29 protein-coding genes are annotated in these 26,545 nt (G+C 74.0%); 7 read left to right on the plus strand and 22 right to left on the minus strand.

Annotated features, from left to right (window positions below):
- Nucleotides 1–198 precede the first annotated feature (198 nt).
- The 6 genes from ABD323_RS18455 to clpS form a co-directional block, all read right to left on the minus strand.
- Nucleotides 199–1,167, minus strand: a complete 969-nt coding sequence (locus ABD323_RS18455) for a PLP-dependent cysteine synthase family protein (RefSeq protein ID WP_344442785.1) — start codon at nucleotides 1,165–1,167, stop codon at nucleotides 199–201.
- A complete protein-coding gene (locus ABD323_RS18460; protein ID WP_344442786.1) occupies nucleotides 1,167–1,445 on the minus strand; it encodes a MoaD/ThiS family protein in 279 nt (92 codons plus the stop codon). The genes ABD323_RS18455 and ABD323_RS18460 overlap by 1 nt, the downstream gene beginning before the upstream one ends.
- A 124-nt stretch (nucleotides 1,446–1,569) precedes the next feature.
- Nucleotides 1,570–1,674, minus strand: coding sequence for a putative leader peptide (locus ABD323_RS18465; protein WP_329564493.1), 105 nt, complete (start codon nucleotides 1,672–1,674; stop codon nucleotides 1,570–1,572).
- 126 nt (nucleotides 1,675–1,800) lie between these two features.
- The gene (locus ABD323_RS18470) at nucleotides 1,801–2,232 is read right to left on the minus strand and encodes a M67 family metallopeptidase (protein WP_344442787.1); all 432 of its coding nucleotides are present in this window, start codon (nucleotides 2,230–2,232) and stop codon (nucleotides 1,801–1,803) included.
- 89 nt (nucleotides 2,233–2,321) lie between these two features.
- Nucleotides 2,322–2,897 (minus strand): DUF2017 domain-containing protein, encoded by a 576-nt coding sequence (locus tag ABD323_RS18475; protein WP_344442788.1) that lies wholly within the window; start codon nucleotides 2,895–2,897, stop codon nucleotides 2,322–2,324.
- A 118-nt stretch (nucleotides 2,898–3,015) separates the two neighbouring features.
- Nucleotides 3,016–3,309: an ATP-dependent Clp protease adapter ClpS gene (gene clpS / locus ABD323_RS18480; protein ID WP_344442789.1), complete on the minus strand. Its 294-nt coding sequence runs from the start codon at nucleotides 3,307–3,309 to the stop codon at nucleotides 3,016–3,018.
- Between the two features lie 177 nt (nucleotides 3,310–3,486).
- Here clpS and ABD323_RS18485 point away from each other — a divergent pair, with 177 nt between their 5' ends.
- Nucleotides 3,487–4,842: a nicotinate phosphoribosyltransferase gene (locus ABD323_RS18485; RefSeq protein ID WP_344442790.1), complete on the plus strand. Its 1,356-nt coding sequence runs from the start codon at nucleotides 3,487–3,489 to the stop codon at nucleotides 4,840–4,842.
- A gap of 168 nt (nucleotides 4,843–5,010) precedes the next feature.
- On the plus strand, nucleotides 5,011–5,598 hold the full coding sequence (locus ABD323_RS18490; protein WP_344442791.1) for an isochorismatase family protein: 588 nt from the start codon (nucleotides 5,011–5,013) through the stop codon (nucleotides 5,596–5,598).
- Nucleotides 5,599–5,742: 144 nt separating this feature from the next.
- On the opposite strand, the gene ABD323_RS18495 is transcribed toward ABD323_RS18490, so the two are convergent.
- Nucleotides 5,743–6,783: a hypothetical protein gene (locus ABD323_RS18495; RefSeq protein WP_344442792.1), complete on the minus strand. Its 1,041-nt coding sequence runs from the start codon at nucleotides 6,781–6,783 to the stop codon at nucleotides 5,743–5,745.
- Between the two features lie 320 nt (nucleotides 6,784–7,103).
- Here ABD323_RS18495 and ABD323_RS18500 point away from each other — a divergent pair, with 320 nt between their 5' ends.
- Together ABD323_RS18500 and ABD323_RS18505 are read left to right on the plus strand one after the other, a co-directional pair.
- Nucleotides 7,104–7,706: a hypothetical protein gene (locus tag ABD323_RS18500; protein ID WP_344442793.1), complete on the plus strand. Its 603-nt coding sequence runs from the start codon at nucleotides 7,104–7,106 to the stop codon at nucleotides 7,704–7,706.
- Between the two features lie 75 nt (nucleotides 7,707–7,781).
- Entirely contained in the window at nucleotides 7,782–8,084 is a 303-nt protein-coding gene (locus ABD323_RS18505; protein ID WP_344442794.1) for a hypothetical protein, read from the plus strand.
- Here the strand turns inward: ABD323_RS18505 and ABD323_RS18510 are convergent.
- The 8 genes from ABD323_RS18510 to ABD323_RS18545 all read right to left on the minus strand — a co-directional run bounded on the left by ABD323_RS18510 (nucleotide 8,054) and on the right by ABD323_RS18545 (nucleotide 15,509).
- Entirely contained in the window at nucleotides 8,054–8,395 is a 342-nt protein-coding gene (locus ABD323_RS18510; RefSeq protein ID WP_344442795.1) for a winged helix-turn-helix transcriptional regulator, read from the minus strand. The genes ABD323_RS18505 and ABD323_RS18510 overlap by 31 nt on opposite strands.
- Nucleotides 8,396–8,411: 16 nt before the next feature.
- Nucleotides 8,412–8,795 (minus strand): VOC family protein, encoded by a 384-nt coding sequence (locus ABD323_RS18515; protein WP_344442796.1) that lies wholly within the window; start codon nucleotides 8,793–8,795, stop codon nucleotides 8,412–8,414.
- Between the two features lie 10 nt (nucleotides 8,796–8,805).
- Complete coding sequence (locus ABD323_RS18520; RefSeq protein ID WP_344442797.1) at nucleotides 8,806–10,038, minus strand: S8 family serine peptidase; 1,233 nt, start codon at nucleotides 10,036–10,038, stop codon at nucleotides 8,806–8,808.
- Between the two features lie 59 nt (nucleotides 10,039–10,097).
- Nucleotides 10,098–11,600: a WXG100 family type VII secretion target gene (locus tag ABD323_RS18525; protein WP_344442799.1), complete on the minus strand. Its 1,503-nt coding sequence runs from the start codon at nucleotides 11,598–11,600 to the stop codon at nucleotides 10,098–10,100.
- Between the two features lie 73 nt (nucleotides 11,601–11,673).
- Complete coding sequence (locus ABD323_RS18530) at nucleotides 11,674–12,387, minus strand: hypothetical protein (protein ID WP_344442800.1); 714 nt, start codon at nucleotides 12,385–12,387, stop codon at nucleotides 11,674–11,676.
- A gap of 63 nt (nucleotides 12,388–12,450) precedes the next feature.
- Nucleotides 12,451–13,278, minus strand: coding sequence for an endonuclease V (locus ABD323_RS18535; protein WP_344442801.1), 828 nt, complete (start codon nucleotides 13,276–13,278; stop codon nucleotides 12,451–12,453).
- Nucleotides 13,279–13,374: 96 nt separating this feature from the next.
- Nucleotides 13,375–14,070 carry an RDD family protein gene (locus tag ABD323_RS18540; RefSeq protein WP_344442802.1) on the minus strand — a complete coding sequence of 232 codons (696 nt, stop codon included), beginning with the start codon at nucleotides 14,068–14,070 and terminating at the stop codon, nucleotides 13,375–13,377.
- An 83-nt stretch (nucleotides 14,071–14,153) separates the two neighbouring features.
- Nucleotides 14,154–15,509, minus strand: a complete 1,356-nt coding sequence (locus ABD323_RS18545; RefSeq protein WP_344442803.1) for an RDD family protein — start codon at nucleotides 15,507–15,509, stop codon at nucleotides 14,154–14,156.
- A gap of 382 nt (nucleotides 15,510–15,891) precedes the next feature.
- Between ABD323_RS18545 and ABD323_RS18550 the strand changes: the two genes are divergently transcribed.
- On the plus strand, nucleotides 15,892–16,362 hold the full coding sequence (locus tag ABD323_RS18550) for an SsgA family sporulation/cell division regulator (protein ID WP_344442804.1): 471 nt from the start codon (nucleotides 15,892–15,894) through the stop codon (nucleotides 16,360–16,362).
- Between the two features lie 69 nt (nucleotides 16,363–16,431).
- Here ABD323_RS18550 and ABD323_RS18555 read toward each other — a convergent pair whose 3' ends face one another.
- The 4 genes from ABD323_RS18555 to ABD323_RS18570 form a co-directional block, all read right to left on the minus strand.
- Complete coding sequence (locus ABD323_RS18555) at nucleotides 16,432–17,859, minus strand: glycosyltransferase 87 family protein (protein ID WP_344442805.1); 1,428 nt, start codon at nucleotides 17,857–17,859, stop codon at nucleotides 16,432–16,434.
- Between the two features lie 205 nt (nucleotides 17,860–18,064).
- The gene (locus ABD323_RS18560) at nucleotides 18,065–19,711 is read right to left on the minus strand and encodes a glycoside hydrolase family 18 protein (protein ID WP_344442806.1); all 1,647 of its coding nucleotides are present in this window, start codon (nucleotides 19,709–19,711) and stop codon (nucleotides 18,065–18,067) included.
- Between the two features lie 221 nt (nucleotides 19,712–19,932).
- Nucleotides 19,933–21,357 carry a sensor histidine kinase gene (locus tag ABD323_RS18565; RefSeq protein WP_344442822.1) on the minus strand — a complete coding sequence of 475 codons (1,425 nt, stop codon included), beginning with the start codon at nucleotides 21,355–21,357 and terminating at the stop codon, nucleotides 19,933–19,935.
- Nucleotides 21,358–21,473: 116 nt separating this feature from the next.
- Nucleotides 21,474–22,181, minus strand: a complete 708-nt coding sequence (locus tag ABD323_RS18570; protein ID WP_344442807.1) for a response regulator transcription factor — start codon at nucleotides 22,179–22,181, stop codon at nucleotides 21,474–21,476.
- 110 nt (nucleotides 22,182–22,291) lie between these two features.
- Between ABD323_RS18570 and ABD323_RS18575 the strand changes: the two genes are divergently transcribed.
- Nucleotides 22,292–22,936 (plus strand): hypothetical protein, encoded by a 645-nt coding sequence (locus tag ABD323_RS18575; RefSeq protein WP_344442808.1) that lies wholly within the window; start codon nucleotides 22,292–22,294, stop codon nucleotides 22,934–22,936.
- Between the two features lie 85 nt (nucleotides 22,937–23,021).
- Here the strand turns inward: ABD323_RS18575 and hppD are convergent, their stop codons facing one another.
- Nucleotides 23,022–24,170, minus strand: coding sequence for a 4-hydroxyphenylpyruvate dioxygenase (gene hppD, locus ABD323_RS18580; RefSeq protein ID WP_344442809.1), 1,149 nt, complete (start codon nucleotides 24,168–24,170; stop codon nucleotides 23,022–23,024).
- A 232-nt stretch (nucleotides 24,171–24,402) separates the two neighbouring features.
- Between hppD and ABD323_RS18585 the strand changes: the two genes are divergently transcribed.
- Nucleotides 24,403–24,891, plus strand: coding sequence for an Lrp/AsnC family transcriptional regulator (locus ABD323_RS18585; RefSeq protein WP_344442810.1), 489 nt, complete (start codon nucleotides 24,403–24,405; stop codon nucleotides 24,889–24,891).
- 18 nt (nucleotides 24,892–24,909) lie between these two features.
- Here ABD323_RS18585 and ABD323_RS18590 read toward each other — a convergent pair whose 3' ends face one another.
- Nucleotides 24,910–25,689, minus strand: coding sequence for a hypothetical protein (locus ABD323_RS18590; protein WP_344442823.1), 780 nt, complete (start codon nucleotides 25,687–25,689; stop codon nucleotides 24,910–24,912).
- Between the two features lie 144 nt (nucleotides 25,690–25,833).
- Complete coding sequence (locus tag ABD323_RS18595) at nucleotides 25,834–26,484, minus strand: IclR family transcriptional regulator (protein ID WP_344442811.1); 651 nt, start codon at nucleotides 26,482–26,484, stop codon at nucleotides 25,834–25,836.
- Between the last annotated feature and the right edge of the window lie 61 nt (nucleotides 26,485–26,545).

Raw genomic sequence — 26,545 nt, forward strand, 5'->3', positions numbered from 1 at the left:
CCACTCGATGGGCGGAGTGGTGGCCTACCTCGTCGCCCAGGAGCAGCCGCACCGGCGGAAACGCCGCCGCCTGCAGGGCGGCCCCGTCCCCCGTCCCCCGGGGCCCCCCCGCCCCCAACGCGGACGGCCCCCGCGGACGGTGTCGTCCGCGGGTGCCGTGATCGCTCGTGGCAGGCCCCAGGGCCTGCCGGACAGGCCCTAGGCCCAGAGCTGGCCCTGCAGCAGCTCGACGGCCTCGTCGGTGCTCGCCGCGGTGTAGATGCCGGTGGAGAGGTACTTCCAGCCGCCGTCGGGGACCACGAAGACGATGTCCGCGCGCTCGCCCGCCTCGGCCGCCCGGCGGCCCACCCCGAGCGCGGCGTGCAGGATCGCGCCGGTCGAGACACCGGCGAAGATGCCCTCCTCGGCGAGGAGTTCGCGGGTGCGGCGGACCGAGTCGGCCGAGCCGACGCTGAACCGGGTGGTCAGCACCGCGGCGTCGTAGAGCTCGGGCACGAAGCCCTCGTCCAGGTTGCGCAGCCCGTACACCAGGTCGTCGTAGCGCGGCTCGGCGGCGACGATCTGCACGCCGGGCACCTTCTCGCGCAGGTAACGGCCCACGCCCATCAGGGTGCCGGTGGTGCCCAGGCCGGCCACGAAGTGGGTGACGGAGGGCAGGTCGGCCAGGATCTCCGGGCCGGTGCCGGCGTAGTGCGCGCCCGCGTTGTCGGGGTTGCCGTACTGGTAGAGCATGACCCAGTCGGGGTGCTCGGCCGCCAGCTCCTTGGCCACCCGCACCGCCGTGTTGGAACCGCCGGCGGCGGGCGAGGAGATGATCTCCGCGCCCCACATCCGCAGCAGCTCGCGGCGCTCCTCGCTGGTGTTCTCCGGCATCACGCAGACGATCCGGTACCCCTTGAGCTTGGCCGCCATGGCCAGCGAGATGCCGGTGTTGCCGCTGGTCGGCTCGAGCACCGTGCAGCCGGGGGTGAGCCGGCCGTCGGCCTCGGCCCGCTCGATCATGTGCAGGGCCGGACGGTCCTTGATCGAGCCGGTCGGGTTACGGTCCTCCAGCTTCGCCCAGAGCGTCACCAGCCCGTCCCCGTTGCCGGGGACCGCGGCGGAGAGCCTGGGCAGCCGCACCAGCGGCGTGTTGCCGACGGCTTCGAGCGGGCTGTCGTAGCGCATTACCGGGCGCCGCCGGCCACGGCCGGAAGGATGGTGACGCTGTCGCCGTCCTTCAGCTCGGTGGCGATGCCCTCGAGGAAGCGGACGTCCTCGTCGTTCAGGTAGACGTTGACGAAGCGGCGCAGCTCGCCGTTGTCCAGCAGGCGGGCACCGATGCCCGGGTGGCGGACATCGAGGTCGGCGATGAGCGCCCCGAGGTCGGTTCCGCTGCCTTCGACGGCCTTGGCACCGTCGGTGTAGGTACGGAGGATGGTCGGGATGCGGACCTCGATGGCCATGGCTGCGCTCCTGTGCAGGTGGTGGTGGGGCCGCAGGGGCGCGGCAGGGGCATGCGGGGCTGGACGGGGTGACTGCGCTGCGGACGGGGTCCCGGGCGCCGGCCGCGGGGCCGGGCGGACGGGCTCAGGCGTCGGGACAGATCGCCGCGGCGTGCCGGCACAGGTCGATGTGCAGGCGCGCCACGAGGCGGATGCCCGGGGCCTGAATGCTCACATCGACGGAACGCATGGGCTCATCGTATAGATTCCCGCCCCGGTTCCGACATGCCCGTCTCGCAGGTCGGATGCTTCTGTGTCGCCTGGTGAGACCTGCGGGACGGCGGAGGCCCGGCCACGGGCCGGCCACGGGCCCGGCTCAGGCGGCCGGGGCGTCCGTGATCTCCACGTCCTCCTCGGTGATCACACCGTCCACGATGCGGAACGAGCGGAACTGGAAGGGGTCCTGCGGCCCGGTCCCCTCGGCCGTGGAGACCAGCACGTAGTGCGCCTCGGGCTCGGAGGCGTAGCTGACGTCGGTGCGCGAGGGGTAGGCCTCGGTCGCGGTGTGCGAGTGGTAGACGATCACGGGCTCCTCGTCCCGGTCGTCCATCTCGCGGTAGAGCTTCAGCAGGTCGGCGGAGTCGAACTCGTAGAAGGTCGGCGAGCGGGCCGCGTTCAGCATCGGGACGAACCGCTCGGGGCGGCCGCTGCCGGCCGGCCCGGCGACGACCCCGCAGGCCTCGTCCGGGTGGTCGGCGCGGGCGTGGGCCACGATCGCGTCGTGCAGCTCTCGGGTGATGGTCAGCATGCGGCCAGGATAGTCAGCCGCCGGGGCCTCCCCGCCCGCAGGCGTGGTCACCGCCCGCAGGCGTGGTCACCGCCGGTCCTGACGGCCGGTCAGCCCGTCATCGCCTCCAGCAGGGACTCCTGCATCGCGCCGAACCAGAGGTAGGCCATCACCAGCGGCTTGCGCTCGTCGTCGTCCGGCAGTTCGTACAGCCCCTGCTCGTCGTCCTCGGTCACCTCGAGCCGCACGCCCAGCGTGAGCCGCAGGTCGTTCAGCGCGCGCAGCCAGGCCGGGCAGTCCCCGGCGGAGGTGCGCAGGATGCCGCCGCGCCCGCCCAGGGTGTCCAGCGAGCGGATCACCAGCAGGGCGTCCTCGCGCTTGCGGGCGCGCAGGTCGAGCTCCGTGTAGCGGCGGAACTCGCCGGCGGCGGCCTTGGTCTGCGGGTCGGCGGGCCGGCCGGGCTCGCCGTAGGCGTCCGGGAAGAGGCGGCCGAGCGCCGGGTCGGCGGGGGCCTCGGAGGGGCCCTGCGCGAAGAGCGCGGCGAGCGGGTCGTCGCTCTCCTCCCCCGGGCCGGGCCCGATCAGCTCCAGCATCTGCACCTCGAGGGAGCGCAGGATGGTGGCCTCCCACTCGTCGAGCGCGATCGCCGCGCCGCCGTCGCCGGTTCGCTCGAACAACCCAGCCATCGTGAGGTAACCGTCCCGGTTCGCAGGTAGGGGATAAGGGAGTGTGCGCGGAGCAGGGGTGAGGCGCCGTCAGGGGCGCCGTCGGGGGCCGCGGTGCGGACCTCGGTGCGGACCGCCGTCAGTCGTGCTGGAGGGTGGCCCACAGGCCGTAGCCGTGCATGGCCTGCACGTCGCGCTCCATCTCCTCGCGGGTCCCGCTGGAGACCACGGCACGGCCGCGGGTGTGCACGTCCATCATGAGCTTGCGGGCCTTCTCCTTCGGGTAGCCGAAGTACGCCTGGAAGACGTAGAGGACGTAACTCATGAGGTTGACCGGATCGTTGTGCACGATCGTCACCCATGGCGTGTCCGGCTCCGTCACCGGGAGGCTCTCGGCCTCGGGGCGTTCGATCTCGGCCGGCGCGACACTCACGGCTGACTCTCCTCGGTAGCTGGCGGATCGGCGGACGGTGGGCCCGTCGGGGGCTGGCCGTGCGGAAGGGAACCCCTGACCTTCCATGCTGCCATCCGGGGGAGCCCGGAGCGATTCCGACCCGGCCCGGCACAGGAAATCGTCAAACTGACGCTAAGTGGTAGTAGCATCATCCTCATGGACGCCCAGGCATTCGCGGCGGCACGCACCGCCGTGCCCACTTCGCCGGCAGCCGGCTCGACCGCGCTGCTCACCGACCGCTACGAGCTGACCATGCTGCAGGCCGCCCTGCGCAGCGGGGCCGCTCACCGGCACTCGGTCTTCGAGGTCTTCACCCGACGCCTGCCCGACGGCCGGCGCTACGGCGTGCTGGCCGGCACCGGCCGGGTGCTGGACGCCGTGGAGAACTTCCGCTTCGAGACCGCCCAGCTCGACTGGCTGGCCGACCAGCGGGTCGTCGACGAGCCCACCCTGCGCTGGCTGGCCGACTACCGCTTCCGCGGCGACATCCACGGCTACCCGGAGGGCGAGGTCTACTTCCCCGGCTCGCCGCTACTCACCGTGGAGGGCAGCTTCGCCGAGGCGGTGATCCTGGAGACGGTGATCCTCTCGATCCTCAACTTCGACTCGGCGATCGCCGCCGCCGCCTCCCGGATGACCGCCGCCGCCGGGACCCGGCCCTGCATCGAGATGGGCGCCCGGCGGGCCCACGAGAGCGCGGCGGTGGCCGCCGCCCGGGCCGCCTACATCGCCGGTTTCGCCGCCACCTCCGACCTGCAGGCCGGCTTCCTGCACGGCATCCCGACCACCGGGACCGCCGCCCACGCCTTCACCCTGCTGCACGACAGCGAGCGGGACGCCTTCACCGCCCAGCTCGACTCGATGGGCACCGGCACCACCCTGCTGGTCGACACCTTCGACCTGGCCGAGGCGGTGCGCACCGCCGTCGAGGTGGCCGGCCCCGAGCTCGGCGCCGTGCGGATCGACTCCGGCGACCTCACCCTGCTGGCCCACCGGGTGCGCCGCCAGCTGGACGAGCTGGGCGCGCACAAGACCCGCATCATCGTCACCTCCGACCTGGACGAGTACGCCATCGCCGCGCTCGCCGCCGCGCCCGTGGACGGCTACGGGGTCGGCACCAGCCTGGTCACCGGCAGCGGCCACCCGACCTGCGCGATGGTCTACAAGCTGGTCGCGCGGGCCGCCTCCACCGAGCCCGGCGCGGCGCTGGTGCCGGTGGCCAAGCGCTCGGCCGGCGCGAAGTCGAGCGTGGGCGGACGCAAGTGGGCCGCCCGCCGGCCGGACGCCGAGGGGGTCGCCGAGGCCGAGGTGGTCGGCACCGGGCCGCTGCCCGCGCAGTTGGCCCCGCACGCGCTGCAGGTGCCGCTGGTGCGCGGCGGCGAGGTGGTCGGGCGCGAACCGCTCAGCGCCGCCCGCGAGCGGCACCAGCGGGCCCGGGCGGCGCTGCCGCTCTCGGCCACCCAGCTCTCCAAGGGCGAGCCGGTGCTGGCCACCGAGCTGCGGCTGGCCTGAGCGGGCCGGGGACGGGGTACGGGGGAGGGGTACGGCGGCGGCGCCCCTTCCGCCCTCCCCCGGCACTCCCTAGAGTGGCCCCACTCCACTCCAGTGCCACGGATCCCGAGTCACCGAGGTCCGCGCCGCCGACACCCGAACCACCGACCGCCAGCGAGGAAGCAAGCCATGCACCGGGCCCTGATCGTCATCGATGTGCAGAACGACTTCTGCGAGGGCGGCAGCCTCCCCGTCGCCGGCGGCGCCGAGGTGGCGGCCGCGATCACCGAGCTGATCGCCACGGGCCGGGACGCGTACGCGCACGTCCTGGCCACCCGGGACCACCACCACGACCCGGGGGCACACTTCTCCGCCCAGCCGGACTTCGTCGACAGCTGGCCGGCGCACTGCGTGGCGGGCACCGAGGGCGTCGGCTTCCACCCGAACTTCGCCCCGTCGGTGACCTCGGGCGCTATCGAGGCGGTCTTCGACAAGGGCGCGCACGCCGCCGCCTACAGCGGGTTCGAGGGGTTCGACGAGAACGGCGGCACGCTGGCCGACTGGCTGCGGGCCCACCAGGTCACCGCGGTCGACCTGGTCGGCATCGCCACCGACCACTGCGTCCGGGCCACCGCGCTGGACGCCGTCCGGGAGGGCTTCGCCACCCGGGTGCTGCTGGACCTGACCGCGGGAGTGGCGGCGCAGACCACGACTGCGGCGCTTGAGCAGCTGCGCGCGGCCGGGGTCGAGCTGACGGGGACGCCGGTGCTGGGCTGAGGCTGAGGTCTGGGCTGAGGGCTGAGGGCTGACGGCTGACGGCTGACGGCTGACGGCTGACGACATCGGGCGGGGGCCTTGGGGCAGCGGACGGATCTGCGGAGGTCCGGGGGGTACCGCTCCTGCCGGACGGTGCGGGTCCGCTCAGTCCTGCGCCATCAGCAGCTCCACCACGTCCGTGCCGCCCGCCAGGAAGGCCAGCCGCAGCTCCTCGGCCACCACCGCCGGCTCGGCGGCCACCCGGTCGGCGGCGAGGTAGACCACCCGTACCCCCAGGTACTCCATCCGGTGCTGGCCGGCCCGCACCCAGGCCGCCTCGCCCTCGCTGACGCAGCGCAGCGCGGAGTCCACCTCGACCGCCACCGCCGCCTGCGGCCAGTAGAGGTCCGGCACGGCGACGAAGGTGCCGCCGCGCATCCGCAGCTCGGGCCCGGCCAACGGGACGGGCAGCAGTTGCCCGGCCGCCAGCGCGCTGATCGCCTCCAGCGCCGACTCCCGCTCGAAGGCGAGCAGTTCGTCCAGCGCGGCACGGATCCGCGGGATCTCCACCAGCTCCGCCTCGCGCAACTCCTCGACCAGCTCGGCCGCCGAGCAGGCCGGGGCCCCGCCCGACGCCGGCGCCGCGACCGCCTCGCGCAGCACCGAACGCAGTAGTCCGGGCGCGAGCACCCCGGCGTCCAGCTCGCCGCTGTCGGTCCACTCCCGCAGGGCGTCGGCGACCGCCCGGGCCACCGGCGCGCAGGCCAGTCCGTGCACCTCGCGGGCGTGCAGCTCGCGGGCCGTCCGCTGGATCCGGACCTCGCCCGCGTCCCGCAGCCGGCGCTGGCGGGGCACCAGCACCTGCACCCCGGTGACGGCCGGCAGCCGCGGGACGGCGCTGAACCCGTAGAGCGCCAGGGCGGCCGCGCCGGTGATCACGGCACCCTCGCGGCGGCCCTCCTCGCGGCCGTTCTGCGCGGCGTAGAGCAGGGCGGCCCACATCCGCTGTTCGGGGGTCGGCGCACCGCACTGCAGCAGGTACACCCGGGGCAGCAGGCGCTGCCAGGGGCCACCGCTGCGGCAGTGGCCGCTGACCACCCGGGCGGGAACTCCCCGGGCGCGCAGCTGACTTGCCGTGAGCACGTTCTGCTGACGGCGGGCCAGCTCTTCGAGCGAGGGGACGGGAGAGGGAATCTGGTAGCTCATGCGACAACCCTCCCCGCTCACCCGCCCGGCGCATCCGTCCCCTGACGCACCGTTACGGAACCGTCGTCAAACCGGGACAGCTCCGCACTAAAGTCGCCATACCCTCACTCAAACGGTCGAATGATGTGCAACCTGCTTGCTGGATACGGCACCCGTGTGCATCGATCCCTCCTCCAGTCGGCCGCGATCGCCGGGTCATGACAGTTGTCACGCCGCGACCGTGACCCACCCCCCTGCCGCCCGCGCGGCGCCGGGCGGCAGAATCGTGATCACCGGCCGGGCGCAGGACCCGCGGCCGGCAGACACCGGGGGGCACACCAATGAACGACACCACGAAAGAGCCAATCGCGCCGGTCGGGGCGGCGGAGGCGGTCGGGCCGGCAGAGGCGGTCGGGCCGGCGGAGGCGGTCGGGGCGGTCGCTCCGATCGGGGCGGTCGGGGCGGTCGCGCCGGTCGGGGCGGTCGGGGCGCCGATCCCGGTCGGGGGCGAGGCGCCGGCCGGGGCCAAGGGCCTGGCCGCCCTCACCGGGGAGCCGGGCGAGTACGCGCTGCCGGTCTGGTTCTTCGGCTTCGAGGCGGTCTTCGCCAGCGGCTTCGACCTGCTCAAGGCCTACCCGATGGCCTGGCCGGTGCTCGTCCTGCTGGTCGCCGTGAACATCACGCTCTCGCTGACCATGCTGCGCAAGCGCCTCAAGCTGGCCAGGGCCCTGTGGCGCGGCAAGGAGACCCGCAAGGTCGCCATCGGCCTGCTCGCCCTGCGGATCGGCAGCCACTTCGCCCTGAGCGCCGTCGGCGTCGAGGTCACCAGCACCGCGGCCCACGTCGCGTACGCCGTGGTCATGGGCGCGGTCACCGTCGGTCTGCTCGCCTTCACCCAGCGCACCGCGCTGCGGGCGCTGGCCGCCGCCCGCGCGGCCGCCTGATCACCCCGAAACCCGGTGCACGGGAAAAACCTCCCTCGGAACAAACGCCCCTCGGGCATTGCCTACCATCAGGGCATGCCATATGACGAGACATCAGGTCTGAGCGCGGCACAGCTGCGACTGGGCCGGCTACCGGGCTACGTGCGACGCCCCGACCCCGCTCGCCGCGCCGGCGAGCAGGGTTCGGCGTACAAGAAAGGGTGGGAGGTCCGCTTCACCGCGCGCAGCGAGGCGGAGATAGCCGAGATCCGCGAACTGCTCGTCGCGGCGGGATTCGCCCCCGCCCGACCCTTCTTCAAAGGGCAGCAGCTGATCCAACCGGTCTACGGCATGGCAGTGGTCCGCACCTACCTGGAGGCGCGCGAGCTGACCGGCTGAACTCCGGCCGCCAGGTGGGCCTCCCGGGCGGCAGCCAGTTGCCCCAGGTACTCCCTGGCCCAGGCACAGGCCACATTCATCGGGCCGAACGGCGAGCGGCCCAGCGCGGTCAGCTCGTACTCCACGCGGGGCGGGTTCTCCTCGAACTCGGTGCGAGTCAGCAGCCCGTCCCGCTCCAGCGCACGCAGCGACTGGGCCAGCACCTTGGGCGTGATCCCGCGCAACGGGACCTTCAGCTCCGAGAAGGACGGATCGAACAGGTCCGGCGGCAGCGGAGCCGGCGGAGCCGGCGCGAAGATCGACTCGCTCATCGTGCGACGTCGACGGTCAGGAGCGGTGCGGCTCCATGAACTCCAGCCGGTTGCCCACCGGGTCGACCGCGTAGAAGCGGTCGTACCCCGGGAACTCCCCGTCCCACTGCACCTGGTGCCCGTGCGCCGCCAGCCGCTCGGCCAGCGCGGGCAGCCCGTCCACCAGGATGCCCGGGTGGGCCTTGCGGGCGGGCGCGAAGTCCTGCTCCACCCCGAGGTGCACCTCCAGCGCGCCCCCGCGGAACCAGCACCCGCCACGGGCCGCCAGCACCGGCGGCTTCGCGAGCTCGGTCATCCCGAGCGCCTCGCCCCAGAACTCCCGGCAGAGCCCCTCGGAACCCGGCGGTATGGCCAGTTGGACATGGTGCAGGCCAACGAACAGCGCATCGGATTCGCTCATGCGCCCGATCCTACCGACGGGGCTCCTGGTGGGACGGGTGGCCGGGGTGGGACTGCGGGTAGGAGACCGCGGCCGCCCGGCGACGCTGCTCGGCCCGCCGCGCCCGACGGACGAGGACGGCGACCCCGAGCACGATCAGCACCAGGACGCCACCGCCCGCGCCGTACAGCCATCCCGGCACGCCGCCACCACTGGCGCCACTCGCCGCTGACCGACCGTCCGGCACCGGAGCGGGCGAGGCCGACTCCGGCCCGCCCTGCGACTCGACCCGGGTGAGCAACGGGTTCTCGGTCGGCCCCCCGTCGACCGCCGGGTTCGCGGCGAGCGCCTTGGAAGGAGAGGCGATGCCGTACCCGTACCGGTCGTTGGGCACCTGGCTGTGGTCGGGGGGCGCGGCGGCACTGGTGATCATCCGCCGGATGACCTGCCCGGCGGAGAGCGCCGGGTACTTGGACCGCACCAAGGCGGCGATGGCGGAGACGTAGGCGGTCGCGTCGGAAGTGCCGCTGGCGTAGCGGTAGTCGGAGGTGGACTTGTTTCCGGCGCTGTAGATACCGACGCCAGGAGCCACCAGGCTGACCTCCGGACCGCGGTTCGACTTCTCCCAGACGTTGCCCTGACGGTCGATCGCACCGACTGCGACAACTCCTGGGAAGGCCGCGGGGTAGGAGACCACGGAGCCGAGATTTCCGGTACCCGCGACCAGAACCACATCTCGCGAGACTGCGTAGTTGATCGCAGCGCGATCCTCACGACTGGTCCGCATCGAGTCGACAAACGACATGTTGACGACCTTTGCCCCGTGATCGACGGCATAGCGCAACGCGTCTGGGAACTTCAGATCCCCGCTGGCGCTGAAGTCGTCAGAGCCCTGGAGGCTGAGCCGGATTGGAAGAATCCTGGCTTTCGGCGCCAGCCCCATCACCCCGGACTGATCTCCATGCCCATGCCCGGCGATCAGGCTCGCCATGCCGGTGCCATGGCCAAGGCTATCGATCCGGCCATCTGTTCCGTCGCCAGTGAGGTCAGCACCGGCGATCACCTGACCAGAGAGATCCTGGTGGTCAGCCAGCACCCCGCTGTCCATCACCGCCACGGTGACGCCGTCGCCCTGACTGACGGGCCAGACATCGGTGTCCGCCTTGTACGCCTTCAACGCCCACTGCTGATCACGGATGTTGTCGGCGACGGCCGGCCCTGCGGCCAATCCCCAGACCAACGCTCCGACGGCGAGGACGGCCATCCCCCGCACCGGCCGACTGCTCGCCATACCCGGTTCTCCACTCCCTCGAAGTCAGCTGCTCATTCCACCACGTCGGGGTTGACGGTCCCGTCGGTCTCCCACGTTTCCTCGTCCTCCACCAGGTAGTCGGCACGCTTACCCTCGCGACGCTTCTTCCGGCGCAGGTTCTGCCCGTTGCCCGGCAGACACTCCATGCCCTCTTCCGGCCCCTTGCCGCCGGATTCGAGCGGCAGCCGCCCCCGCGCGCCCAGGCCCGATCCACCCTCCGTGAACGGCTTGCGAGAGCCACCTGGCGACCGTCCCACCAACTCGGCCTCGTCCCGCTCTCCGACGACACCACCGCCGACTCGACGGCCCGCGCCCGACCCTCCGGCGCGCCGAGACCCGCCCACCAACCGCCCTGCGGCTCCCTCCCCCTCGCCGGTGAACACCGACTCTCCTGCACCGGCGGCCGCCGGGCTGCCGTTGCCGCGTCGCCCGACGGCAAACGCACCGGGATCCTCCTCCCCGGGGAAGCCGGCACCACCGCTCTTGCCGCGTGCGGACGTGGAGTAGGCAACGGCACCGCCGGGCCCGAACGGCAGCACACCACTGCCGGTCCCACCACCGATGCCCGCCGTCCCACCGACCAGGCCCACTCCGCCGCCCTGTGACGACGGCGCCCGAAGCGCGGCAGCGTCCAGCCCCGTCCCACTCCCCGTCAGAGCCGGCTGCACACTCGGCACGGACGGCTGGGCGACCGCCGGCCGGACCGCGGCATCCGTCGGCGCCCCTGCTCCGACAGCAACCGACTGCGGAGGCTTCGGGGTCGGCTTCGCGATGCCACCCCTGATCCCGGCGTCCGTCGTGGCACCGACCGCAGTTGTCGACCGTGGAGCGGTCACCGGGCCCGACACGGGCTCCGCCATGGAGCGGGGGACCACACGGGCGGCGTCCGGTGCACTGGCGAAACCGCCGATGGCGCCGAGCCCGCTGCCCATGACGAAGGCACTCAGGGCGGCCGACGCTGTGGGGTCGGGTGGTTGGACGTCAGGGTCATCAATGACGAATCTGGCTGGCGGCTTCAACACCGGCGTCGCCGTCCGGTACTTGTTCGCCAGCGTCTGCATCACCGCGACCGCCGCGGCCTTGCGCTGGTCCTTGATCGGGATCTGCGTGCTGTCGTCCTGGATCCCGACGGCGTTCTGCGCGGTGTCGGAGATCGCGTTGCCGAGCTTGTCCCAGAAGTCGGGCTCCTCGGGCATGTCGTGCTTGGCCTGGTCGATCGCCTCGGACATCATCTGCAGCGTGTTGGCGGCGTCGTTCGCGTACGCCGCCGTGTTGTTGACGCTGTTCGCGAGCGTGGTCATCTTCTCGTAGAACGCGTTGCTGGTGTTCCCCTCCCAGGTGGAGGTCGCGTCGCCGGAGGCGCTGCCCAGGGCGGTGCGGATCTGCTTGAGGGTGTCGGCGGCCCGGCGCCAGGGGTCGCTCGCGGACATCACGTCACCCGAGTTCATGCTCTCGACCATCGTGCGCAGCTCGCCATGGCTGTAGGTGGTGAAGTCGGTGATGTCGGAACTCATGCTCGAACGCCCCCCGTTCCGCTCGCGAACCCTGCCGTCCCTGCCAGCCGTGCCAGTCCTGCCGTCTGACGCCTCACCACGTCGGCTGCACCACCGCTCCGCCGCCGGTGTCCCCGTCACCATCCGCACCTGTACCCGTACCCGGCCCTGGCGTCGGGCGCGCCGTGTTCCCCTTGCCCGCCCCGCCCGGGACGCCGCCCCCGGGGCCGACCGCGCCGGGCACCGCACCCGGCACCGCCGCCGTCCGCGTCCCGTCAGCAGCCGTCGCGGGTACGGCCTCCACGGGGTTCCCCGCCCGGTCGACGGCGGCGTTCCGCGCGGCGGCGCGCCCCGCGAGGGCGCCCGCCGCGGTACCGGCCGCGGCCGCGCCGTACGTGGTCGGTGAGCCGCCGACGGACGGGCCAGGGGTACCCACCGACCAGCCGTCAGCGCCGACCTTGAGCCGCTGGGCGGTCCGGTGCTCCTGCTCCTCGTAGTTGGTGGCCGTCAGGTCGGCCTTCTGCTGGGCCTCGTCGATCGCCTCGTGCAGGGCGGTGAGGACGTCGCGCAGACCGTCGCGCATCAGGTCGTACTGGTCGTGCAGGGCGACGGCCTCCGCGAACGGGCCGAACGAGCCGCGCCCGACGCCGGTTCTGGCATGCGTGGTGGGGCCGTCCGCGCTGGTCTGGAACTCCGCCAGCAGGCCGCGGACCTGGCCCGCGAAGGCCCGCAGGTTGTCCACCTCGACCCGGTAGCCCGCCCCCGCTCCGCCCGACGAACCCGATCCGCTGCGCCCCTTGTCGGCCACGGCCCGTGCCTCCCCCGTCGTGTCACCCAGCTCTGGTCCGACCCAGCTTGCCAAGTATTCAACTCAACTCCAATCCCCCTGTCCAACACCGGCCGTCCCACCAGCGTCGCTGTCCGCGACCACCCCGACCGATCCGACCGCCGCGACCGACCCGGGGGCGCCCAGCGCCCCGAGCGCCCGGCGACAGAGCGAGTCGGCCCGGCGGGTGGTCTCCGGCAGGCGGTAGCGGGGGGTCAGCGCCAGCACGCAGTCGACCGCCTCGGACGGCCCGATCCGGTGACCGACCGACACGAAGACCGGCTTCACCCCCGCGCGGGTGCGCAGGGCGCGACCCACCTCCTCTTCGCTCTGCTCGTCCAACAGCGGTGTCCACGCGCCGCGTTCGGGACCGGGGGGCTGACAGGTGAAGGTGAAGGGGGTCTTCGCGACGCCCAGCGTCCGCAGGCCGGTCAGTACGCCCAGGTGGCTGGCCAGGCCCAGCCGGCGCGGGTGGGCGAGACCGTAGCCGTCGCAGACCACCAGGTCGGGCCGGCGGCTCAGACCTGCCAGCGCGTCGACCACGGCGGGGACTTCACGGAAGGCCAGCAGTCCGGGCACGTAGGGGAAGGCGATCCGGCCGACCGCGGTGGACTCCTCGACGACCTCCAGGGTGCCCAGGTCGAGCAGCACGGCCGCCGCCGCGACGGTGTCCCGTTCGTCGTCGTACGCCACGTCGACGCCCGCCACCAGGGAGCCGGGGGCGAGGGCCGGCCCGTGCGGCTCGACCCGTGGGCGCAGACGCAGTTGCTCGGCCAGCGCCTCCTGTTCGGTGCGCGGCCAGCTCGCCAGGTCGACCGGCGCGATCCAGGACGGGCCGGCGGGACGGGCGTCGGGACGGAACGGCGCGGTCATGGATCCCCCAGAACGGTCGGTGCGGGTGCGAGGGCCACGCTAGCGGGGGCGGGCGCACGCCCGCCCCCTCGCCCGCACCCCGCGCCCCACACGCCGTCAGGGCGTCGCGACTGCCACCGTCTTGGCCGCCTTGTCGTGGATGCACTGGCGGAACGGCTTGTCGAAGACGCCGAACATGCCGTCGACCACCCACCACAGCCCGCAGCAGAGCACCGCCGGCAGCGTGTAGACGGCCGCACGGGTCCAGGCGGCGTTCGCGGTCGGAGGGCTGCCGTCGACGAGCATGGCGACCCGGACGTGCATGACCTTCTTGCCCACGGTCTGGCCGTCCCGCGAGAGCATGACGCCCTCGTAGATCAGGTAGAGGCCGTAGTAGAGCCAGACGCCGCCGGTCCAGCCGTCCCGGCTGCCGAAGCCGGTGAAGGGCAGGACCAGCAGGAACGCGACCACCTGGATGATCACGTAGTCGATGAACCGGGCCGTGATCCGGTGCGGCCAGCTGCCGATCGGGGGCATCCCGACCAGCGGGCCCGCGGCCGGAGTGCCGTAGGGGCTACCGGACGAGCCGTCGGACGGGCCGGGCGGCGGCGGAGCGCCGTAGGGCTGGCCGCCCCCGAAGGGGCTGCCGCCGTACGGCGGTGCGCCGTTGGCGGGCCCCTCGTAGGGCGACTCGGCGGCGGGCGGCGGGGCCGGTGGCGTGTCCGAGGGCGGACCCGACTGCGGCGGCTGCTTGTCGAAGGAGGGCTTGCCACCCCCCTCCGGCTCAGGACTTGAGGGGTCGTAGGTGCTCATATGGAGAGTAGATCACTGCAAATACTACGATTCAGGTATATCTGGTCCGTTTTGTCGCTGTTCTGGGCATAGGTGAGGGCGGCTCAGCCCTCGATCACCCGGGTCCCGGCGGCCCGGTCCGGCCAGCCGCGGCGCTGGCGTCGGTCGACCAGGACGGCCAGCGGGCCCAGCACGGTCAGCGGCGTCACCCGTCTGACCAGCCAGCGCAGGAGGGACCGGCCCAGGGTCGGCGGGCGCCGGCCGTCGAGCCGCACCACGCGCAGGCCGGCCAGGCGCTTGCCGAGGGTCCGGCCGGTGCGGGCGGTCGGCAGCACCTCGTAGAGGAAGCCGGCCAGCAGGACCACGCCGAGCAGCAGGGCCAGCCGGCCGAACACCACGCCGTCGACCAGCCAGACCTGTTCCTCGCGGCCGGTCAGCCGGCTCGCCGTGCGGGCCAGGTCCAGCCGGTGCTGCACGTGGGCGACGGTGTCGGGCGTCAGCGGGATCGCCACCGCCGCGGCCACGGCGACCAGCACCGCGCTGTCCAGCATCCGGGCCATCAGCCGCCGCCCGAGCCGGGCCGTGGGCACCGCCTTGACCGGGGCCGGCGCCGGCGCCGGCGCCTTCACCGACAGCGGGGGCGCGGCCTTCACGGCGGCCTTCACGGGGGCCTTCACGGCGGCCTTCACCGGGGTCGGCGAAGCGGTCGGGCGCCGCCCCCCGGCCGGCTGCGCGGACCCGGAAGTCGCCGGAGCCGACGTCCGGGGCTCGGGTGCCACCGCGGGACGCGCCCTCCGACGAGCGGCCTGGGGCTCCTCGACCGGTTCGGCCACCTCGACCGACCGCGGCGCCGGAGCCTGGACCACCGCCGCGACCGCCACCGCCTCCGGCTCAGCGCCGTCCACCACGGGCTCCACGGCCGGCTCCGCCACCACGGGCTCCACCACGGGCTCCACCACCGGCTCCGCCGCCACCGCCGCGTCGGCGAGTCCCCAGGAGACCCAGCGCGGCGCGTTCCCGGTCTCCAGCAGCCCGCGCTGCGCCTGCGGGTCCGCCTGCCAGCCGGACGGCACGGCGAGCGGCTCGCTCTCCTGCGCCGCCATCGTGAAGACCGCGCCGGCCGACGTCTGGTCCAGGAAGACCGGTCCCGTCTCGGACTCGGGCGCCGTCACCCCCGCCTGCGGCACCTCGGACACCACCGCACCCGGCCCGCCGGTCGCCGGCATCGCCGGCATCGCCGGCGGCGGGATGTACCGCGCGTTCGGCCGCACCGCGGGCCGGGCGGCGAAGGCGGGCGCGGCCAGCACCTCGCCCCCGGCGGGCGCCGGGCGGCTGGTCCCGGGCACCCAGGTGCCGCCGTTCCAGTAGCGGACGAAGCCCGGTACCGACGGGTCCGGGTAGTAACCGGGCGCGGGCACCGCGGCGGTGTCCAGCTCGACGGCCAACGGCTGCTCCGACATGCAGATCCACTCTCCTGAGGGCCTCCGGCGCAGTACACGCCACGTCGCCGGGCAGTCACAAAGGGTAGTACCTCCTCGCCCGTCCCGGCGGAAATCTTCCGAATACCGGGACAGCCGGGCCCCGCAGGCGCTTTGCTGTCCCCCGACAGCGGGCCCGCAGCCCGCCCACCGCCCGCCCACAGCCAGGCCGGCAGCGGGCCCCACGGCTGCCCCCGCGCCCCCTGCACCCCCGCTCGACACCGGCGCGCGTGCCCCACGGCGCGCCCCGCGTCAGCCGCGCACCACCTTTCACCGCGAACGTGTGTAAGAGCTGGCCCTCGGCACGCTCTCCTCCCACGACAGGGCCTCCCCGAGGCCCGCGCCGACCGAGAGGACGCCGACCATGAACCGCCGACTGGGCGTGGTGGAGCACGAGCTCGAACTGAACCTGGTGCTCTCCCCCGAACGCAGCGTGCCCGTCCCCGCCCGCCTGTCGTACGGGAGCCACGACCCCTACGCCGTGCACATCACCTTCCACCTGGACACCGGGACCCCGGTGACCTGGGTGTTCTCCCGCGAGCTGCTGGTCGAGGGGACCTTCCGCCCGTGCGGGCAGGGCGACGTGCGGATCTGGCCGGCCCGCTCGCACACCGCCGCGGGCGGCGGCAGCGGCCGCGGCGCCGGCGGCGAGGCGCCGTTCGGGCGGCGCAGCGTGCTCTGCATCGCGCTGACCTCGCCCGCCGGTGACGCGCTGCTGGAGGCGCCGCTGCCGGCGGTCGCCGCCTGGCTGGAGCAGGCGCACCGGCTGGTGCCGCCGGGCAGCGAGCTGAGCGTGCTGGACCTGGAAGGCTCCCTTGCCGACCTGCTCGCCTGACCGCGTCTCCGCGTCTCCGCGTGTCCGCGTGTCCGCCCGTCCGCGTGTCCGCCCGTCCGCCCGTCCGCGTCAGCGCGCCGCGGGGGTGCGCTGACGTTCCGGGGCACCGGCGGCCGCCGCCGTCGCCATGGCGCCGAGGATCCCGCGCTGCCCGGGCAGCGGGACCAGCGGCTGTCCGGCCGCCCGGCGCCGGGAGCCGACCCGCACCGCCGCGACGACCAGGAAGCAGATCCCGATCCACGGGTACATCCCCGCCGGCAGCTGCTTGAGCAGGCCCATCTGCAGGTTGGTGATGCCCTTGTGCGGCACCAGCCACATCGAGAAGGAGCAGAAGCCGACGACCGTCAGCCAGAGCACGACCCGCCAGCGGCGGTGGCGCACCTCGGCCGGCCGCGAGCGTTCGTGGGACGCCTCGGCGGCCAGCAGCACCACGATCGGCACGCACCACACCCAGTGGTGGGTCCAGCTGATCGGCGAGATCAGCAGCGCGGTGACGGCCGCGCAGCAGACGCCCCAGGCCTCGGACCGCGGCAGCCAGGGGGCGCTGCGGTAGGTCAGGGTGGCGACGGCGAGGCCGCCGACCGCGATGGCGGCGGCCGCCAGGGTGGCGGCGCTGCCGGGGTCGGCCAGGTGCAGGAACCGGGCCGCCACACCGCGCAGCGACTGGTTGTCGACGATCTCGGTCTTGCCGACCCGGGAGGAGTCGTAGAGGTACTTGGTCCAGAAGCCCCAGGTGGCGTCGGGCAGCACCAGGGTGCCGATGGCGAAGGTGGCCAGGAAGGTGAACCCGGCCGTGAAGGCGGCCCGGATCCGGCCGGTGAGCAGCAGGTAGACCGCGAAGAAGCCGGGGGTGAGCTTCATGCCGGCCGCGATGCCGATGCCGACGCCCTTCCACTTGCGGCTGTCCGGGGTGGTCAGGTCCCAGAGCACCAGGCAGATCAGGATCAGGTTGATCTGCCCGTAGCGCAGCGTGGTGAAGACCGGCTCCAGCCAGACCCCCAGGCCGGCCACCAGCACCACGCCGACCGGCCGCAGCTCCCGCCGCGGCCAGCCGGCCAGCCGGAAGGCGAAGAGCGCGGTGAGGCCGAGCAGGGCGATGTTGCCGATCGTGATGGCCACCCGCAGGAAGCCGACCGGGAACCAGGTGGTCGGCACGAAGAGCATCGCGGCGAAGGGCGGGTAGGTGGCGGGCAGGTTCCACTGCGTCACCCGCAGGGCGTACAGGTCGTGCCCGCCGGCGACGGCGGCGCCCTCGGCCCGGTAGACGATCATGTCGACCATCGAGGTGCCGATGAAGTGCCGCACGACCGCGTAGCAGAGCAGCGAGACGCCGGCGACCAGCGAGGCCTTCCGCAGCTCCCTCCGCGGCGCCGCACGCAGCGCCTCGCGCACCGCGCGTACCGGCGCCGTGGCACGCCGCGACCAGGCCGGTCCGGCTGGGGTGGCGGGGCCCGGAGCGGCTACCGCCGTCCGCTGGTCCTGTTGCACCGCTGTCACTACGCGCTCCATCCGCCGGTCGGTCGACCAGCTCTCGACCATACCGGAGCACTCCCGCGGTGGCCCGGGCACGGCGGGGAACCGGCGTTCGGGTGAACGGGCGGTCGGCGGACGGGCGGACGGGCGGTCGGCGGACGGGCCGGCGTCACAGTGCCCGGTCGCCGTGGGGGGTGCGACCGGGCACTGAGCTGGGGGGACGAGCCGGTCAGCCGGTGTAGGCGCCCAGCGCCCGGGTGAAGTCGAACGGCTGCTGGGCGATGCTGCTGCAGGTGGCGTCCGCGTAGGTCTTGGCGCCGCCGTCGCAGGCCTTGTCCCGGGTGCCGGACCACATGGCCAGCCAGGCCAGGTGCTTGCTCGTCGCGAAGGCGGCCAGCTGCCGGGCGTCGGCGACGGTGAAGACCTCCGAGGAGACGTCGTTGACGCCGATCATCGGGGTGACCGCGGTCCGCGCCCAGGCGTCGGCGTCGCTCAGCGCGAAGACGCTCTTCACCTGGGCCTGGGTGGCGGTGGCCGCGTCGACGGCGTACGTGCCCATCCGGCCGTTCGGGTTGGGTGCCACGCCGTCGCCGAAGTCCATCGCCATGATGTTGACCGCGCCGAGCTGCACGCCGCTGGTCCTGGCGCCGGTGAGCAGGTTGATGCCGTCCTGGGTGAGGCCGGTGGGCAGCGCGGGCAGGGTGAAGGAGACGTTCAGACTGCGACCCTTGGCCGCCGCGGTCCGCTGGAGCTGGACGACGGCCTGGGCCCGGCGGGTGTTGGCGGCGGTGTCGGCGAGCGCGCCGCCCTCCACGTCGAAGTCGATCCGGGTGAGGCCGTAGGCGTCGACGGCCTGCTGGTAGGCGGCCGCCAGGTCGGTGGCCGAGGAGCAGGCGGTGGCCAGTTCGCTGCCGTTGGCGCCGCCGAAGGAGACCCGCACGTCCCCGCCGGCCGCCCGCAGCGCGCCGATCTGGGCGGCGACCTGGTCCGAGGCCAGGTCGCTGACGCCGCCCCACTTGGGCACGCAGCCGCCGCCCGAGACGATGAACGCCAGGGTGAAGGTCTTCACGCCGGTCGCCTTGGCGGTGGCCACCAGGTCGTAGGCCGGGTAGAGGGAGGTGTCGACGTAGGGGGCGAAGCCCGCGCCCCCGCCGGTGGGCGGGCCCGGCGGGACGGTCGGCGTCGGCGTCGGCGTCGGGGCCGGGCTGGGCGTGGCGCTCGCGCTGGGCGAGGCGGTCGCGGTGTGGCTCGGGACGGCGGTGGGCCGGGCGCTGGTCGCCGGGGCCGAGGGCCCCGCGCTGCTGGGCGCGGCGGTCGGGCGGGCGCTGCCGGTGGCGGAGGCGGAGGCGGAGGCCGTGGGCGAGGGCGGCAGGGACGGCCCGGCGCTGGTGGGACGGCCCGAGGGCACCGGGGTCGGGCCGTTGCCGGCCTTGCACGAGACGTTGTTGATCAGGCAGTTGCCGGGCTCGGCCTGGGCCGCCCCGGCGCCCGCCACCACGAAGCCGACGTCCACGCTCCGACCGGGGTCCAGGTGCTTGCTCCAGGACTCCGGCCGGACCGTGACGTGCTGCCCGGCGGCGGTGAAGGTGGCGTTCCAGAGCGAGTCGATCTTCGCGCCGGCCGGCAGGTCGAAGGAGAGCGTCCAGTCGTCGATGGCGCTGCCGGCGGTGTTGCTGACCAGGTACTGGCCGGTGTAGCCGCCGTCCCAGGTGCTGGTGCGGCTGTACAGCGCGCCGACGGAAGCGGCGCTCGCGGAGGAGGCCAGCACCGCCACCCCGCCGGCCACGACGGCCGCGGCGAGCACGCTCGCACCGAGGACGGCTCCCTTGCGGCCGCGCCGCCGGTGGCCCGTACGACGGGCTGAACGGTTCGTCATGGGGCAGGTACCTCCGCGGCTTTGACGGCTGCTCGCACCGATCGCTCGAGCTCGCTCTCCCGGGCGCTGCCGCCCTGGCGCCGCCGACGCTAGCGCCCCGACCGGGCCGTGGAGCCACCGCTCAGGCAGGGGTAGCCGTCCCTTAGGGAGCACTTAAGAAAGATCCGCGCACGGCGGCGCGGCAGCCCCCGCTGCGCCTCGACCCGCTCGGCCCGGCCCGCTCAGCCCCGCACGGCGTTGCGCCGCCCCGGCCGCCCGGCCCGGCCCAGCCGGCGTGCGGGCACCTCGCTGACCTGCCCGGATCCCAGCCGCAGCCGGATCTCGGCGCCCCCCAGCCCGGCCGAGCGGCCCAGCGCCAGGTCGCCGCCGGTGCCCTCGGCGAGCTTGCGCACGATGTCCAGCCCGAGCCCGGTGGACCCCTCACCCCCGTGCCCCTCACCGCGCCGCAGCGCCGCCGAGGGGTCCTCGAAGCCCGGTCCGGCGTCGCCGACCAGCACGATCACGGCGTGCTCGGTGGCCATCACGTCCACCGAGAACGCGGTGCCCATCGCGGTGTGCCGGAAGACGTTGCCGAGCAGCGCGTCGACGGCGGCGGCCAGGTCGCCGCGCTGCACCGGGACGGGCACCGGGACCTCGGCACCGAAGAGCTGCCAGGGCCGGCCCTCGTCCTCGGCCAGCGCGGACCAGAAGCCGACCCGCTCGCGGATCACCTCCGCCGCGTCGCAACCCACCGCGATCGCGGAGCCGCCCGCGGACAGCAGGGCCTCCGGGGTGCGCCGGGCGGAGCGGATGATCTGGTCCACCTCCCGCTCCAGCTGGGCGACCGCGTGCCGGGTCGCGTCGGCGGCGTCCCCGTCGCCCAGCGAGGCCGCGTTGAGCCGCAGCACGGTCAGCGGGGTGCGCAGCCGGTGCGAGAGGTCGGCGGCCAACTCGCGTTCGGCGGCCAGCAGATGCACCACCCGGTCGGCCATCGCGTTGAACGCGGCGGCGGCCTCCTGCAGTTCGGCGGGGCTGCCGTCCACCCGGGGGCCGTCCACCGGGACCCGTACGGCGAGGTTGCCGGCGCCCAACGAGCGGGCGGCGGCGGCCAGTCGGCGGGCCGAGGCGACGATCCGCGCACCCATCCGGTCGGCGACCAGCACGGCGATGGTCACCAGGCCGAGCGCGACCAGCGAGAGCACCAGCCAGGCGGTGCCCACACCGCGGGTGAGGTCGCCGTCGGCCACGAAGACCTCCACCACGGCGACCCGGGTGGTGTCCACGGCGACCGGCTGGAGCCGGGCGAAGCCGCCGGCGACCTGCACGGTGATCAGCCGGCCCTCGCCGCTGGCGGTGGAGATGTCGACGGCGGCGGCCCGGGCCTGGCCGATGGTCTCGCCCTCGACGACCGTGCTGCCGGCCGCCGACGGCAGGTGGACGGCGATCCGGCCCTGCGCGCCGGCGTCGGTGCTGGCCACCGCGCGGGCCAGGTCGTCCTGGTCGGTGGTGATGGCCAGCGCCGGTCCGAGCGCGGCGGCCTGCCGGTCGGCGGCGGTGAACGCCCGGTCGCGGGCGGTCTTCTGGACCATCAGACCGAGCGGGATGAGGAAGGCGAGGGCGACCATCGTGGTGCCGGCCACCGCCGCCTTGACCAGCGCCCAGCGCAGCGACTGTCCGGTCCGGGGCCCGCCCGCGCGCGACGCGGACCGGCTCCCCCCGTGCCCCTCCCCCTGATGCTCCGTCGGTGCGGCGCCCGGCTCCCGGGGGGTGCCGCCCCGACGCCTCACGGCCGCTGCTCCGACCCGGCCGGCGCCGGGGCCTCCAGCCGGACCCCGACCCCGCGCACGGTGTACAGGTACCGCGGGTTGGAGGCCGTCTCACCGAGCTTGCGGCGCAGCCAGGACAGGTGCACGTCGATGGTCTGGTCGCCGCCGTAGGTCTGCCGCCAGACCTCGGCGAGGATCTCCTTGCGCGGCACCACCACGCCGGGCCGGGCGGCCAGGAAGGCCAGCAGGTCGAACTCCCGGCGGGTCAGGTCCAGCGTCCGCCCGTCCAGCACGGCCTCCCGCCGCTGGACGTCTATCGCCAGGCCGCCGACCCTCAACACCGGTGCGGCCGGCGCGAGTCCACCGCCCAGGCGGCGCAGCACGGCGGCCATCCGGGCGCTCAGGTGCTCGCCGGAGAACGGCTTGACGAGGTAGTCGTCGGCGCCGTCGTTGAGCAGCCGGACGATCTCCGCCTCGTCGTCGCGGGCGGTGGAGATGATCACCGGCACGTTGGTGAGCCCGCGGATCATCTTGAGCGCCTCGCTGCCGTCCAGGTCGGGCAGGCCGAGGTCGAGGATCACCAGGTCGCAGCCGACCTGCGCGACCTCGCGCAACGCCTCCAACGCGGTACCCACGCTGCGCACGGCGTGCCCGGACTCGGACAGGTGGCGGATCAGGGCTGAGCGCACGAACGGGTCATCCTCGACCACCAGGACAGTTGCCATGGCCCTGCACGGTACGGCATTGCGGAATTCGGTAAGAAGCTTGTCCGGCTTCGGACGCAGGGCAGGGGTTGCCGAGCAGGTCGGAGCGGGGATGCGGCAGGATGTCGGCGATGCGAAGCGGACTGGTTCAGACAGGCGCCTGGGCGGCCGCCACCGGGGCGGCGGTCCTGCTCTCCTGGCTGGGCGTGAACGCCGTGCTGTCCGACGCCGCGTTCGACCCCCCGCGCACCCTGCCGCTGCCGGTCCCCAGCGCACCGGTCGCAGCCCAGGCCACCCGCTCCCCCACCGTCCCGACGGACGGGGCCACGGCCACCGCCACCCCCACCGCCGGTCCGTCCCTGCCCGCCCCGGCCGATCCGACCACCGCCGACTCCACCTCGGGACCTGCGCCCGTCGCGCAGACCTCCCGGGACACCGCGCCCACCACCGACCCGCCGGCGCCCCGGCCCACCACCGCCTCCCCGCACACCGCCGCCCCCGCGGGGATCCGCCCGACCCCGCCGGCCCCGAGCAGCGCCGCGCCCTCCCGGGCGAGCACGGTGCACAGCTACCTGGTGCCGGGCGGGCGGGTGGCGCTGGACCTGCACCCGCAGAGCGCCGAACTGGTCTCGGCGGCACCGGACGAGGGCTGGCAGATGCAGATCTGGAACGGCGACGAGTGGATGCGGATCGACTTCTCCCGCGAGGGGTCGACCAGTTCGATCTTCGTGACCTGGAACGGCCACGCGCCGGACGTGCAGGAGGTCACCCAGTGACCGGCCGAACGCGGCGGCGCGGCCCCGGGTCGGACGGGACCCGGGGCCGCGCGCGGCGGTGGTGACGGCCGGTGGCCGCCGACCGCTACAGGTTCCCGCGGCGCTCCTGCTCGCGCTCGATCGCCTCGAAGAGCGCCTTGAAGTTGCCCTTGCCGAAGCCCATCGAGCCGTGCCGCTCGATCATCTCGAAGAAGACCGTGGGCCTGTCCTGCACCGGCTTGGTGAAGATCTGCAGCAGGTAGCCGTCCTCGTCGCGGTCGGCCAGGATCTTCAGCTCGCGCAGTTCCTCGAGGGGCACCCGGGTGTCGCCCACCCAGTCGCCGAGCGTGTCGTAGTAGCTGTCCGGGGTGTCCAGGAACTCCACGCCCGCCGCGCGCATCTGGCGGACCGTGCGGACGATGTCGTTGGTGGCCAGCGCGATGTGCTGCACGCCGGGGCCGCCGTAGAACTCCAGGTACTCGTCGATCTGCGACTTCTTCTTGGCGATGGCCGGCTCGTTGAGCGGGAACTTCACCTTGCGGGTGCCGTCGGCGACCACCTTGGACATCAGCGCCGAGTACTCGGTGGCGATGTCGTCGCCGACGAACTCCTTCATGTTGGTGAAGCCCATCACCCGGTTGTAGAACGCCACCCACTCGTTCATCTTGCCGAGCTCGACGTTGCCCACGCAGTGGTCGATGGCCTGGAAGTTGCGGCTCTTGGGCGCCTCGACCAGCGGCTCGCGGGCCACGTAGCCCGGCAGGTACGGGCCGGCGTAGCGGGAGCGGTCGACCAGGGTGTGCCGGGTCTCGCCGTAGGTGGCGATCGCGGCCAGCGCCACGGTGCCGTGCTCGTCGGTCACCTCGTGCGGCTCCAGCAGCCCGGTCGCGCCGTGCTCGACGGCGTAGGCGTAGGCGGCGTAGACGTCCGGGACCTCGATGGCGAGGTCGACCACGCCGTCGCCGTGCTCGGCCACGTGCCGGTCCAGGAACTTCCCGCGCTCGGTGCTCGCCTTCACCACCGAGGTGAGGACGAAGCGCGCGCCGCCCGACTCCAGGACGTAGCTGGCGGTCTCGCGCGATCCGGTCTCCGGGCCGCGGTAGGCCGTCAGGCGCATGCCGAAGGCCGTGGAGTAGTAGTGGGCCGCCTGCTTGGCGTTGCCCACCGCGAACTCGACCGCGTCCATGCCGCGCACCGGGAAGGGGTCGGCCTGCCCCGGGTGCGCGGGGACGGTCTCAGCGGCGATATCGGTCATGACGGCCTCCCTGTAGGGCGTAGGACCTCGACGCGCCCCGAGGGTGTGGGGCGGGACACCCCGTGGATCGGTGTGGGGCCCTGCCCACGGGGTCGCAGGGGGAGCGTGGCCCCGATCACAGCGTTGCGCAACCGTTCCCGGTCCGCCTGGTCAAGCTGTGCCGTCCGGCCGGAGAATACGGGTGGCGGCTGTACAGACTGCCCAGTGGACCCCGGACGAGTGAGGCCCCTTCATGACTGCCCCGATCGACGCCCTGGACGGCCGGCTGATCGCGCTGCTGAGCGCCGAGCCGCGGATCGGGGTGCTGGAGTGCTCGCGCCGGCTGCAGGTGGCCCGTGGCACGGTGCAGGCCCGCCTGGACCGGCTGCAGGCGCGCGGCGTGGTGGCCGGCTACGGGCCGCAGGTGGAGCCGGCCGCGCTGGGCTATCCGGTGACGGCCTTCGCCACGCTGGAGATCTCCCAGGGCCAGGGCGCCGACGTGCGGGCCCACCTGGCCTCGGTGCCCGAGGTGCTGGAGCTGCACACCATCACCGGGCAGGGGGACATGCTCTGCCGGATCGTGGCGCGTTCCAACGCCGACCTGCAGCGGGTGATCGACCGGGTGATCGGCTTCGAGGGCATCGTGCGGGCCTCCACCGCGATCGCGCTGGAGAACCCGGTCCGCTACCGGGTGCTGCCGCTGGTCGAGCAGGCCGCCGCCGAGGGGTCGGCGCCCGCCTGAGGGCCAGTGCGGCGGGGCTCAGCAGCTGGGGACGGTGCCGCCCCCGCCGTTGAGCGCGGTGAGCGCGCCGAGCGCGTCCGCCAGCGTCGCCACCGGCACCAGGCGCAGCCCCGCCGGGGTGTTCACCTGCGCCTCCGAGCACTCCGCGCGCGGCAGCAGGAAGACGGTGGCCCCGGCCTGCGCCGCGCCGTGGGTCTTCAGTGCCACCCCGCCGACCACGCCGACGGTCCCGTCGTCCGAGATGGTGCCGGTGCCGGCGATGTCGCGCCCGCCGGTCAGGTCGCCGCCGTGGCCGTCGCCGACCAGCTTGTCGATGATCCCCAGGCTGATCATCTGGCCGCCGCTGGGCCCGCCGATGTCCCCCAGGTCGATGCTGACCTTGACCTGGTCGGGCGACAGGTGCAGGTAGTTCAGCGCCGCCGTGGTGGCGCTGTCCTGTGCCTGGGTCATCTCCCGGCTGGTCTCCTGGTTGGCCTTCTCGGGGTTGCCCTGCGGGTAGACCGCCTCCCGCGGCAGGATCGCCACCTTCGGGTCCACCCAGCCCGCGAGCGCGTCGGTGAAGCTGAGCGACTGGTTCGGCAGGGAGGCCGAGATGGTGGTGACCCGCAGCGCGCCCGTGGTCGGCCGCACCGCCGCGCCGGTGATGGTGATCACCTGGTGGTCCTCGTAGCTGCCCAGGACGTCGGCGGTCCTGCCCGGCTCGGTCTTGGTGAACGGCAGCGGCGCCAGGAACGCGACCCCCACCAGTGCGGCCACCACGGTGGCGCAGAGCGCCAGGGCCCGGCGCCGCACGGTCAGGACGGCGGCGAGCCGCGCGGCGGCGGAGGGGCGGTCGTCGGCGGGCGGCTCGACGGCGGCGGACGGCTTCGGGTCGACTGGCACAGAGGCATCCAAACACACCGGGCACCCGGCCAGCCCCGCCGGCCGGACCCGGGCGCCGGCTCAGCGCAGCGCGTCCGCCACCTCGGTGGCCGCCTCCACCACCCGCGGACCGACCCGTTCGGGCACCAGTCCGTTGAGCATCACCACGCCGACGCTGCCCTCGATGCCGCTCAGCCCCACCAGGGCCGCGGCCGCGCCGCTGGCGCCGGACTGCTCCTCCGCCCGGGTGATCACGAACCCCTGCTCGGGCCGGCGCTGGCCGGGGAAGTTGCGCGCCTCCAGGATCGCCCGGCCGGCCGCGCTCTCGTCCAGCGGGTGGCGCAGGCCGGTGCGGTAGGCCACGTGGAAGTCGGTCCAGCTCGGCTCGACGACGGCCACCGCCAGCGCCTCGGTGCCGTCCACCAGGGTCAGGTGCGCGGTGGCGCCCAGGTCCTCGGCCAGGCTGCGCAGCGCCGGCAGCGCGGCCTCGCGCAGCAGCGGGTGGACCCGGTGGGCCAGGCGCAGCACGCCCAGGCCCACCCGGGCCCGGCCGCCGATGTCGCGCCGGACCAGGCCGTGCTGCTCCAGGGTGGCCAGCAGGCGGTAGACGACGGTGCGGTTGACCGCGAGCCGGGCGGCGAGCTCGGTCACGGTCAGTCCGCGCTCGGAGTCGGCCAGCAGCTTGAGGACCCGAACTCCGCGGTCAAGGGTCTGGGAAGTCTCGGCAGTCACGACACGCATTCCTTTCCGCGGTGGTCGTCGGCACCGGCGATGCGGTCGGTACCGGGACGGA

The organism is Kitasatospora nipponensis (assembly GCF_039528135.1).
Taxonomy (GTDB): domain Bacteria; phylum Actinomycetota; class Actinomycetes; order Streptomycetales; family Streptomycetaceae; genus Kitasatospora; species Kitasatospora nipponensis.

Bases quoted from the DNA above. Each gene is read 5' to 3' on its own strand.
- ABD323_RS18465 (WP_329564493.1), bottom strand. From the start codon at position 1,674: ATGCGTTCCGTCGATGTGAGCATTCAGGCCCCGGGCATCCGCCTCGTG.
- hppD (WP_344442809.1), bottom strand. From the start codon at position 24,170: ATGACCGATATCGCCGCTGAGACCGTCCCCGCGCACCCGGGGCAGGCC.
- ABD323_RS18460 (WP_344442786.1), bottom strand. From the start codon at position 1,445: ATGGCCATCGAGGTCCGCATCCCGACCATCCTCCGTACCTACACCGAC.
- ABD323_RS18470 (WP_344442787.1), bottom strand. From the start codon at position 2,232: ATGCTGACCATCACCCGAGAGCTGCACGACGCGATCGTGGCCCACGCC.
- ABD323_RS18575 (WP_344442808.1), top strand. From the start codon at position 22,292: ATGCGAAGCGGACTGGTTCAGACAGGCGCCTGGGCGGCCGCCACCGGG.
- ABD323_RS18490 (WP_344442791.1), top strand. From the start codon at position 5,011: ATGCACCGGGCCCTGATCGTCATCGATGTGCAGAACGACTTCTGCGAG.
- ABD323_RS18485 (WP_344442790.1), top strand. From the start codon at position 3,487: ATGGACGCCCAGGCATTCGCGGCGGCACGCACCGCCGTGCCCACTTCG.
- ABD323_RS18510 (WP_344442795.1), bottom strand. From the start codon at position 8,395: ATGAGCGAGTCGATCTTCGCGCCGGCTCCGCCGGCTCCGCTGCCGCCG.
- ABD323_RS18515 (WP_344442796.1), bottom strand. From the start codon at position 8,795: ATGAGCGAATCCGATGCGCTGTTCGTTGGCCTGCACCATGTCCAACTG.
- ABD323_RS18455 (WP_344442785.1), bottom strand. From the start codon at position 1,167: ATGCGCTACGACAGCCCGCTCGAAGCCGTCGGCAACACGCCGCTGGTG.
- ABD323_RS18520 (WP_344442797.1), bottom strand. From the start codon at position 10,038: ATGGCCGTCCTCGCCGTCGGAGCGTTGGTCTGGGGATTGGCCGCAGGG.
- ABD323_RS18585 (WP_344442810.1), top strand. From the start codon at position 24,403: ATGACTGCCCCGATCGACGCCCTGGACGGCCGGCTGATCGCGCTGCTG.
- ABD323_RS18535 (WP_344442801.1), bottom strand. From the start codon at position 13,278: ATGACCGCGCCGTTCCGTCCCGACGCCCGTCCCGCCGGCCCGTCCTGG.
- ABD323_RS18475 (WP_344442788.1), bottom strand. From the start codon at position 2,897: ATGGCTGGGTTGTTCGAGCGAACCGGCGACGGCGGCGCGGCGATCGCG.
- ABD323_RS18550 (WP_344442804.1), top strand. From the start codon at position 15,892: ATGAACCGCCGACTGGGCGTGGTGGAGCACGAGCTCGAACTGAACCTG.
- ABD323_RS18500 (WP_344442793.1), top strand. From the start codon at position 7,104: ATGAACGACACCACGAAAGAGCCAATCGCGCCGGTCGGGGCGGCGGAG.
- ABD323_RS18560 (WP_344442806.1), bottom strand. From the start codon at position 19,711: ATGACGAACCGTTCAGCCCGTCGTACGGGCCACCGGCGGCGCGGCCGC.
- ABD323_RS18505 (WP_344442794.1), top strand. From the start codon at position 7,782: ATGCCATATGACGAGACATCAGGTCTGAGCGCGGCACAGCTGCGACTG.
- ABD323_RS18525 (WP_344442799.1), bottom strand. From the start codon at position 11,600: ATGAGTTCCGACATCACCGACTTCACCACCTACAGCCATGGCGAGCTG.
- ABD323_RS18540 (WP_344442802.1), bottom strand. From the start codon at position 14,070: ATGAGCACCTACGACCCCTCAAGTCCTGAGCCGGAGGGGGGTGGCAAG.
- ABD323_RS18570 (WP_344442807.1), bottom strand. From the start codon at position 22,181: ATGGCAACTGTCCTGGTGGTCGAGGATGACCCGTTCGTGCGCTCAGCC.
- ABD323_RS18545 (WP_344442803.1), bottom strand. From the start codon at position 15,509: ATGTCGGAGCAGCCGTTGGCCGTCGAGCTGGACACCGCCGCGGTGCCC.
- ABD323_RS18495 (WP_344442792.1), bottom strand. From the start codon at position 6,783: ATGAGCTACCAGATTCCCTCTCCCGTCCCCTCGCTCGAAGAGCTGGCC.